Source organism: Pantoea sp. BJ2 (assembly GCF_040255075.1).
Classification (GTDB): domain Bacteria; phylum Pseudomonadota; class Gammaproteobacteria; order Enterobacterales; family Enterobacteriaceae; genus Pantoea; species Pantoea leporis.
Map to the genome: position 1 here is coordinate 225,772 of NZ_CP158292.1, position 17,974 is coordinate 243,745.

At 55.9% G+C, this 17,974-nt stretch carries 17 protein-coding genes; 13 read left to right on the plus strand and 4 right to left on the minus strand.

Translation table 11 applies throughout. From position 1 onward, the window contains the following. Positions 1–23 precede the first annotated feature (23 nt). Positions 24–860 carry a dienelactone hydrolase family protein gene (locus AAF463_RS00990; protein WP_350261394.1) on the minus strand — a complete coding sequence of 279 codons (837 nt, stop codon included), beginning with the start codon at positions 858–860 and terminating at the stop codon, positions 24–26. A 301-nt stretch (positions 861–1,161) separates the two neighbouring features. Here AAF463_RS00990 and udp point away from each other — a divergent pair, with 301 nt between their 5' ends. From udp to tatD, 10 genes are all read left to right on the plus strand, one after another. Then, positions 1,162–1,923: a uridine phosphorylase gene (gene udp / locus AAF463_RS00995; RefSeq protein ID WP_101763737.1), complete on the plus strand. Its 762-nt coding sequence runs from the start codon at positions 1,162–1,164 to the stop codon at positions 1,921–1,923. 99 nt (positions 1,924–2,022) lie between these two features. Then, positions 2,023–3,294 (plus strand): hypothetical protein, encoded by a 1,272-nt coding sequence (locus AAF463_RS01000; RefSeq protein ID WP_101763929.1) that lies wholly within the window; start codon positions 2,023–2,025, stop codon positions 3,292–3,294. Between the two features lie 201 nt (positions 3,295–3,495). After that, positions 3,496–5,007 (plus strand): DNA recombination protein RmuC, encoded by a 1,512-nt coding sequence (gene rmuC / locus AAF463_RS01005; RefSeq protein ID WP_101763736.1) that lies wholly within the window; start codon positions 3,496–3,498, stop codon positions 5,005–5,007. Positions 5,008–5,082: 75 nt separating this feature from the next. Then, positions 5,083–5,841: a bifunctional demethylmenaquinone methyltransferase/2-methoxy-6-polyprenyl-1,4-benzoquinol methylase UbiE gene (gene ubiE, locus AAF463_RS01010; protein WP_008105805.1), complete on the plus strand. Its 759-nt coding sequence runs from the start codon at positions 5,083–5,085 to the stop codon at positions 5,839–5,841. Between the two features lie 6 nt (positions 5,842–5,847). Further along, positions 5,848–6,453 carry an SCP2 domain-containing protein gene (locus AAF463_RS01015; protein ID WP_350261395.1) on the plus strand — a complete coding sequence of 202 codons (606 nt, stop codon included), beginning with the start codon at positions 5,848–5,850 and terminating at the stop codon, positions 6,451–6,453. Next, on the plus strand, positions 6,450–8,087 hold the full coding sequence (ubiB, locus tag AAF463_RS01020; protein ID WP_101763734.1) for a ubiquinone biosynthesis regulatory protein kinase UbiB: 1,638 nt from the start codon (positions 6,450–6,452) through the stop codon (positions 8,085–8,087). The genes AAF463_RS01015 and ubiB overlap by 4 nt, the downstream gene beginning before the upstream one ends. A gap of 110 nt (positions 8,088–8,197) precedes the next feature. Then, entirely contained in the window at positions 8,198–8,452 is a 255-nt protein-coding gene (gene tatA / locus AAF463_RS01025; protein WP_008105810.1) for a Sec-independent protein translocase subunit TatA, read from the plus strand. A gap of 2 nt (positions 8,453–8,454) precedes the next feature. After that, positions 8,455–8,982 (plus strand): Sec-independent protein translocase protein TatB, encoded by a 528-nt coding sequence (gene tatB, locus AAF463_RS01030; protein ID WP_101763733.1) that lies wholly within the window; start codon positions 8,455–8,457, stop codon positions 8,980–8,982. Positions 8,983–8,984: 2 nt separating this feature from the next. Then, positions 8,985–9,743 (plus strand): Sec-independent protein translocase subunit TatC, encoded by a 759-nt coding sequence (gene tatC, locus AAF463_RS01035; RefSeq protein WP_101763732.1) that lies wholly within the window; start codon positions 8,985–8,987, stop codon positions 9,741–9,743. An 84-nt stretch (positions 9,744–9,827) separates the two neighbouring features. Next, positions 9,828–10,610: a 3'-5' ssDNA/RNA exonuclease TatD gene (gene tatD / locus AAF463_RS01040; protein WP_137384920.1), complete on the plus strand. Its 783-nt coding sequence runs from the start codon at positions 9,828–9,830 to the stop codon at positions 10,608–10,610. Here the strand turns inward: tatD and rfaH are convergent. Further along, complete coding sequence (gene rfaH / locus AAF463_RS01045; protein WP_101763730.1) at positions 10,607–11,095, minus strand: transcription/translation regulatory transformer protein RfaH; 489 nt, start codon at positions 11,093–11,095, stop codon at positions 10,607–10,609. The genes tatD and rfaH overlap by 4 nt on opposite strands. A 209-nt stretch (positions 11,096–11,304) precedes the next feature. Here rfaH and pepE point away from each other — a divergent pair, with 209 nt between their 5' ends. The 3 genes from pepE (at position 11,305) to fre (ending at position 14,335) form a co-directional block, all read left to right on the plus strand. Continuing rightward, positions 11,305–12,036 (plus strand): dipeptidase PepE, encoded by a 732-nt coding sequence (pepE, locus tag AAF463_RS01050; RefSeq protein WP_210080991.1) that lies wholly within the window; start codon positions 11,305–11,307, stop codon positions 12,034–12,036. A gap of 73 nt (positions 12,037–12,109) precedes the next feature. Further along, positions 12,110–13,594: a 4-hydroxy-3-polyprenylbenzoate decarboxylase gene (ubiD, locus tag AAF463_RS01055; protein ID WP_101763728.1), complete on the plus strand. Its 1,485-nt coding sequence runs from the start codon at positions 12,110–12,112 to the stop codon at positions 13,592–13,594. 39 nt (positions 13,595–13,633) lie between these two features. After that, a complete protein-coding gene (gene fre / locus AAF463_RS01060; protein ID WP_101763727.1) occupies positions 13,634–14,335 on the plus strand; it encodes an NAD(P)H-flavin reductase in 702 nt (233 codons plus the stop codon). 117 nt (positions 14,336–14,452) lie between these two features. Here fre and fadA read toward each other — a convergent pair whose 3' ends face one another. Both fadA and fadB read right to left on the minus strand, forming a co-directional pair. Then, the gene (gene fadA, locus AAF463_RS01065; RefSeq protein ID WP_101763726.1) at positions 14,453–15,616 is read right to left on the minus strand and encodes an acetyl-CoA C-acyltransferase FadA; all 1,164 of its coding nucleotides are present in this window, start codon (positions 15,614–15,616) and stop codon (positions 14,453–14,455) included. A gap of 10 nt (positions 15,617–15,626) precedes the next feature. Continuing rightward, positions 15,627–17,810, minus strand: coding sequence for a fatty acid oxidation complex subunit alpha FadB (gene fadB, locus AAF463_RS01070; protein WP_350261396.1), 2,184 nt, complete (start codon positions 17,808–17,810; stop codon positions 15,627–15,629). Positions 17,811–17,974: the final 164 nt, after the last annotated feature.

The window sequence follows — 17,974 nt, forward strand, 5'->3', positions numbered from 1 at the left end:
GGGCGCAAATGCGCCCCCTATTATTACGCGTTTGGCGCCACGCCATACTGCGCGAACCACGCCAGCATGCGTTGCCAGCCATCTTTGGCGGAATCGGCGTGATAACTGGCACGATAATCCGCATTGAAAGCATGTCCTGCATCCGGATACACCACGATTTCCGCCTTGGCATTGGCGGCATGCAGCGCCTGACGCATCTTATCAATGCTCTCCAGCGGGATGCTCTCATCCTGACCACCGTAAAGGCCCAGCACCGGTGCATTAAGATCTATCGCGATATCAATCGGATGCTTCTGCTGCTTCAGCGTCTTCTCACCGTCTAAGCGTCCATACCACGCCACCGCTGCACGCACCTGCGGGTTGTGCGCGGCAAACAGCCAGCTAATACGTCCGCCCCAGCAAAAACCGGTAATCGCCAGGCGACGGATATCACCATCGTGGCGCGTGGCCCAGTTGGCCACATGATCGAGATCGGACAACACTTGCGAATCCGGAACTTTGCTCACCAGCTCTTTAAACAGCGTGGGAATGTCGTGGTAATCGTTGGGATCGCCCTCACGGAAATAGAGTTCCGGAGCGATGGCCAGATAACCTTCCAGCGCCAGACGGCGGCAGACATCGCGGATATGCTCGTGCACCCCGAAAATCTCCTGCACTACCAACACCACCGGCAAGGTGCCTTGATACTCTTTTGGTCGTGCGTAATAGGCAGGCAGGTTTTCGCCCTGGCTCGGAACTGAGGTCTCGCCAGCATGAATCGCGTCGCTGCCGGTAATAATGGTGCTGCTTGCGGTGGGCTGAACGGCCGGTGCAAAGCCACCGGGTGCCGTTTTTTGTGCCATATTGTCTTCGGTTTTCATTGTTCTCTCCGTGCTAGCAAATGCGCAATCACGTAACTATAGCCTGGCGAAGTGAAGCAAGGCTGTCGTAGGGTACAGAGGGATTTTTTCACGTGTGCTGCTTCTCTATTAACATTGCCACCAACACTTACACAGCACCGCTTGTAGCAATTCAGAATTGCACAGCGTTAATGTGTGATTTATGTCACATAATGTTTTTCTGATAATGTAAGTTTCATTATCGATGGTGAATTGAGTCACATATTTATGCCGCCTGCTCACGTAGAGTGGCGCGCTCATCCCCAATTATCAGGAGTCTGTTATGGCCCAGTCTGACGTTTTCCACCTTGGCATTACTAAAGCTGATTTGAAAGGAGCCACGTTGGCCATCGTGCCTGGCGATCCTGAGCGCGTAAAGAAAATCGCCGCGCTGATGGACAACCCACAGCATTTGGCTTCACACCGTGAATTCACCAGCTATCTGGCCGAAGTGGATGGCAAACCGGTTGTGGTGTGCTCCACCGGTATTGGCGGACCTTCTACCTCGATTGCGGTTGAAGAGCTGGCGCAGCTTGGCGTGCGCACCTTCCTGCGGGTTGGCACCACCGGCGCTATCCAGCCGCATATTAATGTGGGCGATGTGCTGGTCACTACCGCTTCGGTACGCCTCGACGGTGCCAGCCTGCACTTTGCGCCGATGGAATTCCCGGCCGTAGCTGATTTCACCTGCACCACCGCGCTGGTGGCAGCGGCAGAAGCGTGCGGCGCGAAAACCCACATTGGTATTACCGCCTCATCTGACACCTTCTATCCAGGCCAGGAACGCTACGACACTTTCTCCGGTCGCGTGGTGAATCGCTTCCAGGGCTCAATGGAAGAGTGGCAGCAAATGGGCGTCCTCAACTATGAGATGGAATCCGCTACACTGTTAACCATGTGCGCCAGTCAGGGACTGCGTGCCGGCATGGTGGCTGGCGTCATCGTGAACCGTACGCAAAAAGAGATCCCGGATGCCGCGACCATGAAGCAGACCGAAAGTGATGCGGTGAAAATTGTGGTTGAAGCCGCGCGTCGCTTAATTTAGTGCGCCAGTCAGGGATGAATTCGAGACCAGGCTTATAAGGAATCCCGCTATTTCCTGATTAGAATGCGCGCAATTTCAGCAGCTACTGAGAAATTTCTTATGCGCAAAATGGTTTCTGTCTCACGTCCCAATTTCATGAATAATCCCGCTACTGCACAATCACGCGTTGAAGGTGCAGCAGCGAGATTTCGCCAGGCGATGGCGGCGAATAACTATCCTCTTGCGCGTCAATGCTGTGAAGAAGTGCTGCGCGTCTTGCCCCATCATATGCAGGTGCTTAGCGACTACGCGCTCACCCTGATGCGCGTCGGCGAATACAAAAAATCTTATAAAATTTACCAGAAGATCTACCAGGCTCCGGCCGCGCAGCGTGCGCAGGCATCGGAAACCTGGCTGGATGGATTAACCGAAGTGTGCGGCTGGTTGAATAAAGAAGATGAAGCGGCACGTTACGGCCTCGAATCGCTGCAAAAATCTGATGTGACTTTCAGTAAAGGGGCGAAAGTCGCCTTCCCTTCTGAGACACCACCGCCGATCAACCGCAGTAATCCGGCAGAAAATATCATCTCCTTTAGCCTGTATGGCAGTCAGCCACGCTACTGCGAAACCTTGATTAAAAACATCGAAGTGGCGCGCGAGCTTTATCCCGACTGGATCTGCCGCATCTATCTCGACGACAGCGTGCCGCAGCACGTCTGGCAGCGCCTGACGCAGCCAAACACCCAACTGGTGGATATGTCGCATGAGAAAACTATCTTCCCAACGCTGTGGCGTTTCCTGGTGATGGACGATGACAGCGTCAAACGCTACATCGTGCGTGATGCGGATTCGTTGCTGTCCGAGCGCGAAGTCGTGGCGGTAGAAGCCTGGCTGACTTCGCCTTACTGGTTCCATCATATGCGCGATTACTTCTCGCATACCGAGCTGCTGCTGGCGGGCATGTGGGGCGGCTGCCACGGCGTGTTCCACAACGTTGAGCAGCAGATGCGTGACTTTATCGCGCAATATGAAGGCAGCGAACGATTTACCGATCAGTACTTCCTCAAAGTGGCGCTGTGGCCGACGGTACGTGAGAGCATCTTGAATCATGACGATATTTTCCGCTTCCATCATGCACAACCGTGGCCGGCGCATCAGCCGATTCGCTGGCAAACCGACAGCTTCCACGTCGGTAGTAACGCCGGTTTTGCCAGCATGGCGGGCCAGGTCGAAAACGCTGAGAACGGCTGGCAGCAGGTTGAGATCACCTACGACGGGAAAAGCTGGACCTATCCGGCCAAAATCCAGGGTGAAACCGAATGGGTGTTGCCGATGCCCTTCTTCCTGATTGATGCGTGGAAAGCGGGCGATCTCACCGTAAAAGCCCTCTAATTAGAGAACGTTTTCCCTAAATAATTCGAGTCGCAGGAAGGCGGCAAGCGGCGAATCTCCGGGAGCTTACATCAGTAAGTGACTGGGGTGAGAACGTGCAGCCAACGCATCTGCGGCTTGAAGTATGAAGGGAAAAAAATCTGGACATTCATACAGTAGAGCTCTACCTTTTCCCTCAGCAAGTCGATCCGCGGGGGGATTATGGATCAGCAACTTATCATTAGCGGCGCGCTGGCGCTGGCCGGTTTGGGCATTGGCTGGATCATTGCTCAACTGCGCGCCGGTCATCAGCACGCCAGCTTTACCACTGAGCGTCGCCTGCTGGAAGAGGCGCAGCAGCGTCAGCAGCAGCAGCTCGAACAGTTACAGCAGCAAATCCAACAACGCGAACAGGAGATGCGCCAGCTACACGGTGCACTGAGCGGTGCGCAGGAACGTTTGCAGCAGCTTGATTACTGGCGCGGCGAAAGTGAACAACTCAGCCGTGAACTGCGAAATCAGCTTGAAGTGAACAGCGCGCAGGAAGCCGAACTGCGCGAAGTGACCATTCGTCTTGAAGAGACGCGCTACGGTGCAGAAGAGAAGCAGCGACTACTGACCAACAGCGAACAGCGCCTCAGCGCGCAGTTTGAAAATCTCGCCAATCGCATCTTCGAAAACAGCGGGCGGCGCGTCGATGAACAAAACCGTCAAAGCCTGAATAGTCTGATTGGTCCGCTGCGCGAACAGCTGGACGGTTTCCGCCGTCAGGTCACCGACAGCTTTGGCCTGGAAGCGCGTGAACGTCACACGCTGACCCACGAAATTCGCCAGCTACAGCAACTCAACGCACAGATGGCGCAGGAAGCGGTCAATCTTACTAAAGCGCTAAAAGGCGACAATAAAATTCAGGGAAACTGGGGCGAAGTGGTATTGGCCCGCGTGCTGGAAGCATCGGGCCTGCGTGAAGGCTACGAATACCAAACGCAGGTTAGCGTGCAGCTGGAACAGCAGGGCAGGATGCAACCGGATGTGATCGTGCGTTTGCCGCAGGGTAAAGATGTGGTGATTGACGCCAAAATGACGCTGGTGGCCTACGAACGCTACTTCAATGCCGACGATGAAGCCACGCGTGAGCAGGCGATTCAGGAACACATTAGTGCCATGCGCGGACACATTCGCCTGCTGAGCCGTAAAGATTACCAACAATTGCCCGGTTTACGCTCTCTGGATTATGTGTTGATGTTTATCCCGGTGGAACCGGCGTTTCTGCTGGCGATTGATCGTCAGCCCGAGCTGATCAGCGAAGCGTTACAGCAGAACATCATGCTGGTTAGTCCCACCACGTTGCTGGTGGCGCTGCGTACTATCAATAATCTCTGGCGTTATGAGCATCAAAGCCGCAACGCACAGCGCATCGCCGACCGGGCAACGCGGCTGTACGACAAAATGCGGCTGTTTGTCGATGACATGAGTGGCATCGGGCACAATCTCGACAAAGCACAGCAAAGTTATCATCAGGCGATGAAAAAGCTGTCTGAAGGGCGCGGCAATCTGATCGCACAAAGTGAAGCGTTCCGTTCGCTTGGCGTGGAGATCAAACGTCCGATTAATCCGCAACTGGTTGAACAAGCGCAGCCGGAAGAAGCGGATGAAGATTGGGCAGACGATCGCACCGAGGATGAAAACGTTGCAGAACCAACAACAGACTCGCTGCGCCGCATCAACGAATAGCACGGTGGTCGCGTGCTCGTGTAGCGCGACTCTGATACACTTCGGCAAGAATTGTTTGTGGAACAGGTAAAACCGATGGCAGATGAATCACAGCAGGAAACTACCCATTTTGGCTTCCAGACCGTCGCGAAAAGCGAAAAGGCCGATAAAGTTGCGGACGTGTTTCACTCCGTCGCGGCAAAATATGACCTGATGAACGATTTGATGTCGTTTGGCATCCATCGTGTCTGGAAGCGTTTTACCATTGACAGCAGCGGCGTGCGCCGCGGTCAGCGCGTGTTGGATCTGGCGGGTGGTACCGGCGATCTCACGGCAAAATTCTCACGTCTGGTGGGCGAAACCGGCCAGGTTGTGCTGGCAGACATCAACAGCTCGATGCTGAAGATGGGCCGCGAAAAGCTGCGCAATCTCGGCGTGTCGGGCAATGTCAGCTATGTGCAGGCGAATGCCGAAGCGCTGCCGTTCCCGGATAACTACTTCGATTGCATCACCATCTCATTCGGCTTGCGTAACGTGACCGAAAAAGAGAAAGCGCTGGCATCAATGTTCCGCGTGCTGAAGCCAGGCGGACGTCTGCTGGTGCTGGAGTTCTCGAAGCCGCTGCTGGAGCCGCTCAGCAAAGCTTACGATACCTATTCATTCCACATTCTGCCGCGTATTGGTCAGCTGGTGGCGCAAGACGCTGAAAGCTATCGCTATCTGGCGGAGTCGATTCGTATGCATCCCGATCAGGAAACCCTGAAAGCGATGATGAACGATGCGGGCTTTGAAAATACCACCTACTTCAACATGACTGGCGGTATTGTCGCGCTGCATCGCGGATTTAAATTCTAATCCATCATGACTTTAACTCCTCTCATCACCGGCGGTCTTGAGACCGCCCTGAACCGTGTTCTCTATCGCGATCGCAGCCTGAAAGCCGCACGCCAGCGTTTGGCTGGCAAGGTATTGATGCTGCGTCTGCAAGAGCTCGATTTTCCTTTGGTGCTGGTATTTAGCGAATCGCAACTCGATGTGCTGAGTGATTGGCAAGACAACAGCGACTGCACGGTGAGTTTGCGTGTCAGTACCTTGCCGAAACTGCGCGATCGCCAGCAGCTCACCAGCCTGATTCGTAGCGGTGAACTGGAGGTGGACGGCGACTTGCAGGTGGTACAGCAATTCTCCGCACTGATGGATCTCGCCGAGCTGGATCCGGCGGAATATCTTGCACCGTGGATTGGCGATATCGCTGCGCAAGGCGTAAGCCAGGCCGCACAGCAGGCGCTGAAGTTCGTGCAGCAGCAGTTCATCCGCCGCCAGGATTATCTTGGTCAGGTGCTGACGGAAGAGTGGCGCGTTGCGCCGGGCGCACTGGAACTGGCATGGTTTTGCGTGGAAGTGGAAGCGATAGAACGTTCGCTCAATGCGTTTGAAACGCGTTTGGCACAGCTGGAGGCGAAATGACGCTGGGAGAAATTCGGCGCTTATACTTCATCATCAAGATCTTTCTGACTTACGGCCTTGATGAACTGATTCCCCGCATGCGCTTCACGCTGCTTTTACGCTTGTGGCGGCGCTGCATCTTCTGGATCCCTAACCAGCATAAAGACGCTTCCGCCGGCGTGCGCATCCGTTTAGCGATGGAGCAGTTGGGTCCGGTATGGATCAAATTCGGTCAAATGCTCTCGACGCGTCGCGATCTGTTCCCACCGGCGATTGCCGATGAACTGGCGGTGCTGCAGGACCGCGTTGCGCCATTTGATGGCGTGAAAGCCAAACAGCAGATTGAAAAGTCAATCGGCGGCCCGGTGGAAACCTGGTTTGAAGACTTCGATATCAAACCGCTGGCCTCGGCTTCTATCGCGCAGGTGCATACCGCGACGCTGAAATCCAACGGCCGCGCGGTGGTGATCAAAGTGATACGTCCCGACATCCTGCCGGTGATCAGAGCCGATATGCGACTGATTTACCGTCTGGCGCGGTGGGTGCCGCGTTTGTTGCCGGATGGTCGTCGTCTGCGTCCGGTGGAAGTGGTGCGCGATTACGAAAAGACCTTAATTGATGAGCTGAATCTGCTGCGTGAAGCGGCGAACGCCATTCAGCTGCGTCGTAATTTTGACCAAAGCCGCATGCTGTATGTGCCGGAAGTGTTCTCTGATTATTGCAGCGAATCGATGATGGTGATGGAGCGCATTTACGGCATTCCGATCTCAGATATCGCCACGCTGGAGCAGCACGGCGTTAACATGAAACTGCTGGCCGAGCGCGGTGTGCAAGTGTTCTTCACCCAGGTGTTCCGCGACAGCTTCTTCCATGCCGATATGCATCCCGGCAATATCTTCGTCAGCTACGATCACCCGGAAGATCCGCAATACATCGGCATCGACTGCGGTATCGTCGGTTCGCTGAACAAAGAAGATAAGCGCTATCTGGCCGAGAACTTCATCGCCTTCTTTAACCGCGATTACCGCAAAGTGGCCGAGCTGCATGTGGATTCTGGCTGGGTACCGGCCGATACCAACGTCGAAGACTTTGAGTTTGCCATTCGTACCGTGTGTGAGCCGATTTTCGAAAAACCGCTGGCTGAGATTTCGTTTGGCCACGTGCTGCTGAACCTGTTCAACACCGCGCGTCGCTTTAATATGGAAGTGCAGCCGCAGCTGGTGCTGTTGCAGAAGACGCTGCTGTATATCGAAGGGATTGGCCGCCAGCTCTATCCGCAGCTTGACCTGTGGAAAACGGCTAAGCCGTTCCTTGAAGATTGGATCAAAGATCAGATTGGTATCCCGGCGATTTTGCGGGCGGTGAAAGAGAAAGCGCCGTACTGGGCGGAAAAACTGCCAGAGTTGCCGGAGCTATTTTACGACAGCATGCGCCAGCACAAATTATTGAAGCACAGCGTCGATAAACTCGTCACCGATTTAAACGTACAGCGAACACGCAATCATCAGGCGCGCTATCTGTTTGGTGTAGGCGCTACACTGTTATTAAGTGGCACCGCCGTGCTGTTAAGTCGACCGGATTGGGATTTCTTCCCGGCGCTATTAATGGCCGCTGGCATCGTCACCTGGCTTATTGGCTGGCGCAAGACAAACTGATTGTCTGCCTGGTGCAAATCGCGTAATGTCGCAAGCTAAAGCCCGAAAACATACGGGCTTTCTGTGCGTTACAGTCAACAGTTTTTCACAGAATATTAGAGGCATATCTCATGGGCGGTATCAGTATTTGGCAATTGTTAATCATTGCCGTCATTGTTGTTCTTCTGTTCGGTACCAACAAACTTCGTAACCTGGGTTCGGATTTAGGATCTTCCATTCGTGGCTTCAAAAAAGCCATGGGCGATGAAGACGATAAAAAGGATCAACCGAAAGAGCAGGACGCTGACTTCAACGCCAAAACTCTGGCAGACAAACAGCAAACCACGGCGACTAAAGATGACGCCCGGAACGACAAGCAGGTATAACTGTGTTCGACATTGGTTTTAGTGAACTGGTATTAGTGTTCGTGATCGGGCTGATTGTGCTTGGCCCGCAGCGGTTACCGGTTGCGGTGAAAACCGTCGTCGGCTGGATCAGAGCCATTCGCTCACTGGCCGCGAATGTACAAAACGAACTGGCGCAAGAGTTGAAACTGCAGGAATTGCAGGACAGCCTGAAAAAGGTGGAAGAAGCGGGCCGTGGCACGTTGTCACCCGAGCTAAAAGAGTCGATGGAGGAACTGCGTAAAACCGCCGACTCAATGAAACGTTCGGTGCAGCAGAGTATCGATCTCGAAAAAGAGGAAGATGAAGCCAACACTATTCATCAGACTCCGCCAGCCGCCGTGCAGCCCGTGACTTCACCTGCGGTCACCCCCGCAGCAGCAGAACATCAAACCAGTGCGCCTGCACAGACTCCGCAGCCTACTGACGAAATCTCTGCCGCAGAAACCCCTCCCGTCGCCAGTGCTCCTGAAAGCACCGCGAAGACTTCTCTCGTAAAAGATGAACGATAAACATGGCCGTTGAAGATACCCAACCGCTCATTAGCCATTTGATTGAGCTGCGCAAGCGTTTGTTGAATTGCATCATCGCTGTTTTAGTCATCTTTCTGTGTCTGGTCTATTTTGCGAATGATATTTACCATCTGGTCGCGTCGCCGCTGATCAGCCAGATGCCAGCCGGGGCGAGCATGATCGCTACCGACGTCGCATCGCCATTCTTCACGCCGATCAAGCTGACCATCATCGTTTCGGTGTTTCTGGCCGTGCCGGTGATTTTGTATCAGGTGTGGGCCTTTGTGGCGCCCGCGCTCTATCGCCACGAACGCAAACTGGTGATGCCGCTGCTGTTCTCCAGTACGCTGCTGTTTTACGTCGGCGTGGCGTTTGCTTACTTCATCGTGTTCCCGCTGGCGTTTGGCTTCTTCGCCAAAACCGCGCCGCAAGGCGTGACCATCGCGACGGATATCACCAACTACCTCGACTTCGTCATGACGATTTTCATGGCCTTCGGCGTGGCGTTTGAGGTGCCGATTGCAATTGTGCTGCTGTGCTGGACCGGCATAACTTCACCAGAAGATCTGAAAAAGAAACGTCCTTATATGTTGGTTGGCGCGTTCGTGGTTGGGATGTTGCTCACACCGCCGGATGTTTTCTCGCAAACTTTGCTCGCTATTCCGATGTACTGCCTGTTTGAAGTCGGCGTATTCTTCTCCCGCTACTATGTGGGTAAAGGACGTCAGTCTTCGGATGAGGAACACAACACCGAATCCTGATGTCCTTAATGCAGGGCATCCCGCAGCGCGCGGGAAGATGAATCTAAACCGCCCCGTTGGGCGGTTTTTTATTGGGGAGAAGACATGTTTGATATCGGTGTAAACCTGACCAGCACGCAATTCGCAAAAGATCGCGAGCAGGTGGTAAAACGTGCGCGCGAAGCAGGCGTCACCGGCCTGTTAATTACCGGCACCAACGCGCTGGAGAGCCAGCAGGCGCGGCAGCTGGCGGCATTGCACGCGGGCTATTGCTGGTCAACCGCCGGCGTCCATCCGCACCATGCCAGTGAATGGTCGGCGGAAACCGCGAATACCTTGCGTCGCCTGGCGGAAAGTGAGCAGGTGGTCGCGATTGGCGAATGTGGCCTGGATTTCAATCGCAATCTTTCGGCCCACGATCAGCAGGAATACGCTTTCGATGCGCAGCTGGCGTTGGCTGCTGAGCTACAGCTACCGGTGTTTTTGCATTGCCGTGAAGCGCACGATCGTTTTGTTGCAGTACTTGAGCCGTGGCTACCGAAGCTGGTTGGTGCAGTCGTGCACTGCTTTACCGGTACGCGTGACGAGCTGCAAGCGTGTCTGGCGCTGGGATTGTCGGTGGGCATTACCGGTTGGGTGTGCGACGAGCGTCGCGGTATGGAACTGCGTGAATTGCTGCCGCTGATTCCGGCTGAGCGCCTGTTACTGGAAACCGACGCACCGTATTTACTGCCGCGCGATATGCATCCGCGTCCCACTTCGCGCCGCAATGAGCCATGCTTCCTGCCGCATATTGTGCAGCAGGTGGCGAACTGGCGTGGCGAGGAGGCGGAAGCGCTGGGCGCGCAGGTTAATCTCAACGCGCGTCAGCTGTTTAAACTCGCTTAGAGTTTACGGAACTGTTTGTTATCCACGCTGCGCATCACCTGTTTGTTCAGCATGTTGAGCAGCAGAACGGAGCGCGTTTCGCCATCCGGCTCGGCAAAAATGGCGCGCAGCCCTTCGAACGTGCCATCGGTGATGATCACTTCATCACCGCTTTGTGGGGTTTCCGCATCAAGCACGATCTGCGGCACGTCGGTTTGCAGCGCTTCGATCACATCATTTGATACGGTGGCCGGCATGGTGCCAAAGCGCACGAAGTGGCTGACGCCGCGCGTGCTGCTGATGGTGGTGGTGTGAATCGCTTCGGGATCGAATTCGATAAACAGATAGTTGGGAAACAGCGGCTCACTCACGGTGGTGCGTTTACCGCGCACAATCTTCTCCAGAGCGATCATCGGGCTGAGGCAATTCACCTCTTGCCGCTCAAGATGCTCTTTCGCGCGCAACAGTTGTCCACGTTTGCAATAGAGTAAGTACCAGGATTCCATAACCGCTCCCAAATAATGGACGCTAAGAATACCAAATCAGTTGTCAGAGTTATAGCGCATCGGCGGGTGGAAACCGGGCGCTGAAAACAATTTCACTACGATTTATCCGATTGATGCGGCTTATTTACGCTTTCTTGCAAGAAAATTGACGGCCGGCGACCATCTGTATCAGACTCCCTCCCCATCTTTCGATTGAAAAGGAGTGGCTGATGGAACTGTTCCTGTTGAGTAACGGTAAAGTGGCTGACGATGCGCCGCTGTTAAGTTACGCCCACCCGCAGCTGCATGCGATGATCGCCCAGCGCGGCATCACTTCGGCGGTGCTGGTACCGTACGCGATTATTCGTGGCGATCACGCGCAGCGCGCGCAGGAGTTATCCGCGTCGTTAGGCATTGACGTGCGCACCGTGCACGAGTTTGCATCGCCCGTTGCGGCGATTGAACAAGCTGAGCTGATTCTGGTGAGCGGCGGAAATACCTGGTTCCTCAATCAAATGCTGCACGAGCACGGCTTGATCGTCGCTATCCAACGCGCGGTGCGCGAGCGTGATGTGCCGTACGTCGGCTGGAGCGCCGGTTGCAATGTCGCAACGCCTTCCATTCGCACCACCAATGATATGCCGGTGCGCAGCAGCGTAGTGTTGCCCGCGCTGGGTTTGTTCCCGGTGCAGATCAATCCGCATTATCTTGATGCGCACGTCAGCGGCCATATGGGCGAAACGCGTGATGAACGACTGGCCGAGTTCTGTGCCGTTAACCCGCATGAATCGGTGATTGCGCTGCGTGAAGCCAGCTTCCTGCACGTGAGCGAAAATCGCCTGCGTTACTACAGCGCACGCGGTGAAGACTTCAAAGTGTTCCGTCACGGCGAGCCGATTACTGCTTATCACGATGTATTGGCGATTCAGTCGCTGGTGCCGTTTTCCTGTCAGCCTGCCTGACGCAAAACCTCAACATGTCAGCGTAAAACGCCTCTATAATGGCGTTTCACTCTGGCCGGAAAGCTAAAGCCGCATGAAATATCAGGATTTACGAGACTTCCTCGCATTGCTGGAACAGCGTGGCGAGTTAAAGCGCATCACTCAGGAGATCGATCCTGAGTTAGAGATGACGGAAATTGCCGACCGCACGCTGCGCGCCGGCGGCCCGGCGCTGCTGTTCGAAAACCCGAAAGGGTACGACATGCCGGTGCTGTGTAATCTGTTTGGCACACCAAAACGCGTGGCGATGGGCATGGGCCAGGAAGAGGTCAGTGCGCTGCGTGAAGTAGGCAAGCTGCTGGCGTTCCTGAAAGAGCCGGAGCCGCCAAAAGGCTTCCGCGATCTGTTCGATAAGATGCCGCAGTTCAAGCAAGTGCTGAACATGCCAACCAAGCGCCTGCGCAATGCGCCGTGCCAGGAAGAGATTTTCAGCGGCGATGACGTCGATCTGTCGCGCATTCCGGTGATGAAATGCTGGCCGGGCGATGCTGCGCCGCTGATTACGTGGGGATTAACCGTCACGCGCGGCCCGCATAAAGAGCGACAAAATCTGGGTATCTATCGTCAGCAGGTGATCGGCAAGAACCGCGTGATTATGCGCTGGCTGTCGCATCGCGGCGGCGCGCTGGATTTCCAGGAGTGGTGTAAAGCGCATCCGGGCGAACGTTTCCCGGTGTCGGTGGCGCTGGGCGCCGATCCTGCCACCATTCTCGGCGCGGTAACGCCGGTGCCGGATACACTCTCCGAATACGCCTTTGCCGGCTTGCTGCGCGGTAACAAAACCGAAGTGGTGAAGTGCGTTTCGAACGAACTCGAAGTGCCGGCCAGCGCGGAAATCGTGCTGGAAGGTTATATCGAGCCGGGCGATGTCGCGCCGGAAGGTCCGTACGGCGACCACACAGGCTACTACAATGAAGTAGATAGCTTCCCGGTGTTTACCGTGACGCATGTAACGCAACGTCGCAACCCGATTTATCATTCAACCTACACCGGACGTCCACCGGATGAACCGGCGGTGCTGGGCGTGGCGCTCAATGAAGTGCTGGTGCCGATTCTGATCAAGCAGTTCCCGGAGATCGTTGATTTCTATCTGCCACCGGAGGGCTGCTCTTATCGCCTCGCGGTAGTAACGATCAAGAAACAGTACGCGGGTCACGCCAAGCGCGTGATGTTCGGCGTGTGGTCGTTCCTGCGTCAGTTCATGTACACCAAGTTCGTGATTGTGTGCGATGACGACGTCAACGCGCGTGACTGGAATGATGTGATTTGGGCGATTACCACCCGCATGGATCCGGCGCGCGATACGGTGCTGGTTGAGAACACGCCCATCGATTATCTCGACTTCGCCTCGCCGGTTTCCGGCTTAGGCTCGAAGATGGGACTTGATGCGACCAATAAGTGGCCGGGTGAAACCACGCGCGAGTGGGGCACGCCGATTGTGAAAGATCCGGCGGTGACCGCGCGCATTGACGCCATTTGGGATGAGTTAGCTATCTTTGCCGAGCCGCCGCAGCGCTAACGGCGGCAGACCAATTAGACCCGAAGAAAAAGGGAACGCATGACAACGTTAAGCTGCAAAGTGACTTCGGTTGAAGCGATTACGGACACGGTTTACCGCGTTCGTTTAATTCCGGCGGCGGATTTTAACTTCCGCGCCGGACAGTATTTGATGGTGGTGATGGATGAGCGCGATAAGCGCCCGTTTTCGCTGGCTTCTACGCCAATGGAAAAGGACATCATTGAACTGCACATCGGCGCGTCGGATCTCAATCTCTACGCGATGGCGGTGATGGACCGCATCAAGAACGATCGCCAGATTACGGTTGATATGCCGCACGGAGATGCCTGGCTGCGTGAAGATAGCGAGCGTCCGATCATTCTGATCGCGGGCGGTACCGGCTTCTCCTATGCGCGTTCTATTCTGCTGACCGCGCTGGCACAGCAACCCGATCGCGAGATTGCGATTTACTGGGGCGGCCGTGAGCTGATGCATCTGTACGATCTGGATGAGCTGAATGCGCTGGCGGTGAAGCATCCGAACCTGAAAGTGATCCCGGTGGTTGAACAACCGGCGGATGACTGGACCGGACGCAGCGGCACGGTGCTGACGGCGGTGATGCAGGATTTCGCGTCGCTCAGCGAGCACGATATCTATATTGCCGGTCGTTTTGAGATGGCGAAGATTGCGCGTGAGCGTTTCTGCGCCGAGCGCGGTGCGCTGGAAGCGCAGATGTTTGGCGATGCGTTTGCCTTTATTTGAGGTCAACAGAACGCGATAAATCGCGCCGCTACGAGAATGTGCACGGATTCGTCGCGGCGCAATGTATTGCGTAAAAAAACCGCCCGAAAGGGCGGTAACACGTGCAACATTAACGTATTAAACCCGTTCGAACACCGTGGCGATGCCCTGGCCTAAACCAATGCACATGGTCGCCAGACCAAATTGCACATCGCGACGTTCCATCAGATTCAGCAGCGTAGTACTGATACGCGCACCGGAACATCCCAGCGGATGACCGAGCGCAATCGCGCCGCCGTTCAAATTCACTTTCTCATCCAGCTGTTCCAGCAAGCCCATGTCTTTAATGCATGGCAGCGCCTGTGCGGCAAAAGCCTCGTTGAACTCGAACAGGTCGATATCCTGCACGCTCAATCCGGCGCGCTTGAGCGCCAGCTTGCTGGCGGGAACCGGACCGTAACCCATAATCGACGGATCGCAGCCCACCACCGCCATGCTGCGAATGCGCGCGCGCGCTGTCAGACCGAGTTCGCGTGCGCGGCTTTCACTCATGATCAACATCGCGGCTGCGCCGTCGGAAAGCGCGGATGAGCTGCCTGCGGTCACGGTGCCGTTGACCGGATCGAATGCTGGGCGCAGCGCAGCCAATCCTTCGAGGCTGGTCTCTTCGCGGATCACTTCGTCGCTCTCAAAGCGCTTCAACACGCCGTCGGCGTCGTGGCCGTAGGTCGCCACAATTTCACGCTTGAAGTCGCCGCGCTGGGTTGCTGCCCAGGCGCGCTGGTGCGAACGCAGCGCAAAAGCATCCTGCTGCTCACGTGTAATGTGATGCATGCGCGCCAGCATCTCGGCGGTTAACCCCATCATGCCCGCCGCTTTCGCCACCGTGCGACCCAGGCCCGGATGGAAATCCACGCCGTGGCTCATCGGCACGTGGCCCATATGTTCTACACCGCCAATCAGGCAGCTGTGCGCATCGCCAACCATAATCGCGCGTGCCGCGTCGTGCAGCGCCTGCATCGACGAACCGCACAGGCGGTTGACGGTGCTGGCAGGTACGCGATGCGGGATCTCCGCCAGCAGCGCGGCGTTACGTGCAATGTTGAAGCCTTGCTCCAGCGTCTGCTGCACGCAGCCCCAGATAATGTCGTCCAGCGTGGCGGGATCAACCGCCGGGTTGCGGCTCAGCAGCTCACGCATCAAATGCGCCGAGAGATCTTCCGCCCGTACCTGACGAAACGCGCCGCCTTTGGAGCGGCCCATCGGCGTGCGGACCGCATCAACAATTACCACTTTTTCCATTTTCATTACCTCAGGCACTTTGCAGCGCCGCTTCGTCAATCGGTTGCACCGCGGGATACCAGCTCTGATGCTGATGGGCTTTTTGCAACAGCAGCTCCGGCAGCGCATACAGCGGGCCGAGCGCGGTATAACGTTTGGCCTGATCGACCACGTTGCTGTTGCCCAGCGTATCCATGTAGCGGAACGCGCCGCCACGGAACGGCGGGAAGCCTAAACCGTACACCAGCGCCATATCAGCTTCGGCCGGTGAAGCGATGATCTTCTCTTCGAGGCAGCGCACCACTTCGTTGAGCATCGGCAGCATCATGCGGTTGGCGATCTCGTCATCGCTGAACACGCGCGTCGGCTGGCAAATCGGTTCCAGCAGCGCATCGACAGCCGCATCGGCTCTCTTCTGCGCTTTGCCTTTTTTATCCTGCTCCCAGCGGTAAAAGCCCTGACCGTTTTTCTGGCCGTAACGTTTGGCGTCAAACAGCACGTCGATCGCGTCGCGATAATCTTTCTGCATGCGAGACGGGAAACCTTGCGCCATCACCTGCTGAGCGTGATGCGCGGTATCAATGCCGACCACATCCAGCAGCCACGCGGGGCCCATCGGCCAGCCGAACTGTTTTTCCATCACTTTATCGATCTGACGGAAATCCGCGCCGTCGCGCAGCAGCAGGCTGAAGGCGGCGAAGTAGGGGAACAGCACGCGATTCACAAAGAAGCCGGGACAGTCATTCACCACAATCGGCGTCTTGCCCATTTTGCTCGCCCAGGCCACCACTTTACTGAGGGTCGCTTCTGAGGTTTTCTCACCGCGAATCACTTCAACCAGCGGCATACGCGGTACCGGATTGAAGAAGTGCATGCCGCAGAAGTTTTCCGGACGTTTCAGGGCTTGCGCCAGCAGGCTGATCGGAATGGTTGAGGTGTTGGAGGCGAGAATGGCGTCCTCGCGCAGATGCTGTTCGGTCTCTGCCAGCACTTTGGCTTTGATCTGCGGATTCTCTACTACCGCTTCTACCACCACGTCGGTGCGTTCGAATCCGGCGTAATCCAGCGTGGGCTGAATGGTGGTGAGTACGCTCGCCAGTTTCGCGCCGTCAATTTTGCCGCGCTCCAGCTGTTTGTTCAGCAGCTTGCTGGCTTCGGTCATGCCCAGCGTTAATGCCTGCGGATTGATATCTTTCATCATCACCGGCACACCTTTCCACGCCGATTGATAAGCAATGCCGCCGCCCATAATGCCTGCGCCTAATACTGCCGCTTGCTGCGGCGCACCGGCCGCACTGCTGTGCTTTTTCGCCAGGCCTTTGACGTACTGATCGTTCAGGAAGATACCGACCAGCGCGCGTGCCACATCGCTCTGCGCCAGCGGCACAAACGCGGCGGTTTCCAGCTTCAGCGCATCATCACGTCCGAGGCTGGCGGCAGCTTCAATGGTTTTGATGGCGGTAATCGGTGCCGGATAGTGTTTGCCCGCGGTTTGCAGCACCATGCTTTTGGCGATGGTGAAGCTCATGGCGGCTTCAATCGGGCTGAGTTTCAGCGGTACCAGCTTCGGCGCGCGGCGTGTCTGCCAGTTGCCCTGCACGATGGCGTCCTGCAATACGGTCAGCGCAGCGGCATGTAGTTTGTCGCTGCTGACTACCGCATCCACCAAACCGAGTTTCAGGGCGCTGCTGCCATCAACATCTTTACCGGCGGCGATAATCTCCATCGCGCTATCGGCGCCAAGCAGGCGTGGCAAGCGCACGCTGCCACCAAAGCCCGGCATAATGCCCAGTTTGGTTTCCGGCAGGCCAATGCGTGCGGTCGGCGTGGCAATGCGGAAGTCGGTCGCCAGTATGCATTCACAGCCGCCGCCCAGCGCATAGCCGTCGATGGCGGCCACGGTGGGCACCGGCAAATCCTCTAAACGATTGAAGATGCTGTTGGCAAACGCCAGCCATTGGCTCAGCTTCTCTTCTGGCGCATCAAACAGCGACAGGAATTCTGTGATGTCGGCACCAACGATAAATGCCGGTTTGGCCGACGAGAGCAACAGGCCGCGCAGCGCGGGTTGCTGTTCCAATACGCTTAATGCCTCGCCCAACGAGGCAACGGTGTTGGTATCGAGTTTGTTCACCGAACCGGGCGCATCGAAAACCAGCTCGGCGATGCCGTCGTCAAGCCAGTGAACTGAAAGGGTATCGCCTTGGTAGAGCATGTCCGTCTCCTGAAACCGCGAAAGTTGATCTGGTCATACCAGATGAGTTGGAGTGTGAGTGTGATGTTAATTATTTGCAAACCAGAGTTTGATTATTTGATACAACGATCACAGCGCGCGCAGCACGGCATCGCTAACACGGCTGTGCTACACTGCGGCCACTT

Bases quoted from the DNA above. Each gene is read 5' to 3' on its own strand.
- AAF463_RS00990 (WP_350261394.1), bottom strand. From the start codon at position 860: ATGAAAACCGAAGACAATATGGCACAAAAAACGGCACCCGGTGGCTTT.
- udp (WP_101763737.1), top strand. From the start codon at position 1,162: ATGGCCCAGTCTGACGTTTTCCACCTTGGCATTACTAAAGCTGATTTG.
- AAF463_RS01000 (WP_101763929.1), top strand. From the start codon at position 2,023: ATGCGCAAAATGGTTTCTGTCTCACGTCCCAATTTCATGAATAATCCC.
- rmuC (WP_101763736.1), top strand. From the start codon at position 3,496: ATGGATCAGCAACTTATCATTAGCGGCGCGCTGGCGCTGGCCGGTTTG.
- ubiE (WP_008105805.1), top strand. From the start codon at position 5,083: ATGGCAGATGAATCACAGCAGGAAACTACCCATTTTGGCTTCCAGACC.
- AAF463_RS01015 (WP_350261395.1), top strand. From the start codon at position 5,848: ATGACTTTAACTCCTCTCATCACCGGCGGTCTTGAGACCGCCCTGAAC.
- ubiB (WP_101763734.1), top strand. From the start codon at position 6,450: ATGACGCTGGGAGAAATTCGGCGCTTATACTTCATCATCAAGATCTTT.
- tatA (WP_008105810.1), top strand. From the start codon at position 8,198: ATGGGCGGTATCAGTATTTGGCAATTGTTAATCATTGCCGTCATTGTT.
- tatC (WP_101763732.1), top strand. From the start codon at position 8,985: ATGGCCGTTGAAGATACCCAACCGCTCATTAGCCATTTGATTGAGCTG.
- tatD (WP_137384920.1), top strand. From the start codon at position 9,828: ATGTTTGATATCGGTGTAAACCTGACCAGCACGCAATTCGCAAAAGAT.
- rfaH (WP_101763730.1), bottom strand. From the start codon at position 11,095: ATGGAATCCTGGTACTTACTCTATTGCAAACGTGGACAACTGTTGCGC.
- pepE (WP_210080991.1), top strand. From the start codon at position 11,305: ATGGAACTGTTCCTGTTGAGTAACGGTAAAGTGGCTGACGATGCGCCG.
- ubiD (WP_101763728.1), top strand. From the start codon at position 12,110: ATGAAATATCAGGATTTACGAGACTTCCTCGCATTGCTGGAACAGCGT.
- fre (WP_101763727.1), top strand. From the start codon at position 13,634: ATGACAACGTTAAGCTGCAAAGTGACTTCGGTTGAAGCGATTACGGAC.
- fadA (WP_101763726.1), bottom strand. From the start codon at position 15,616: ATGGAAAAAGTGGTAATTGTTGATGCGGTCCGCACGCCGATGGGCCGC.
- fadB (WP_350261396.1), bottom strand. From the start codon at position 17,810: ATGCTCTACCAAGGCGATACCCTTTCAGTTCACTGGCTTGACGACGGC.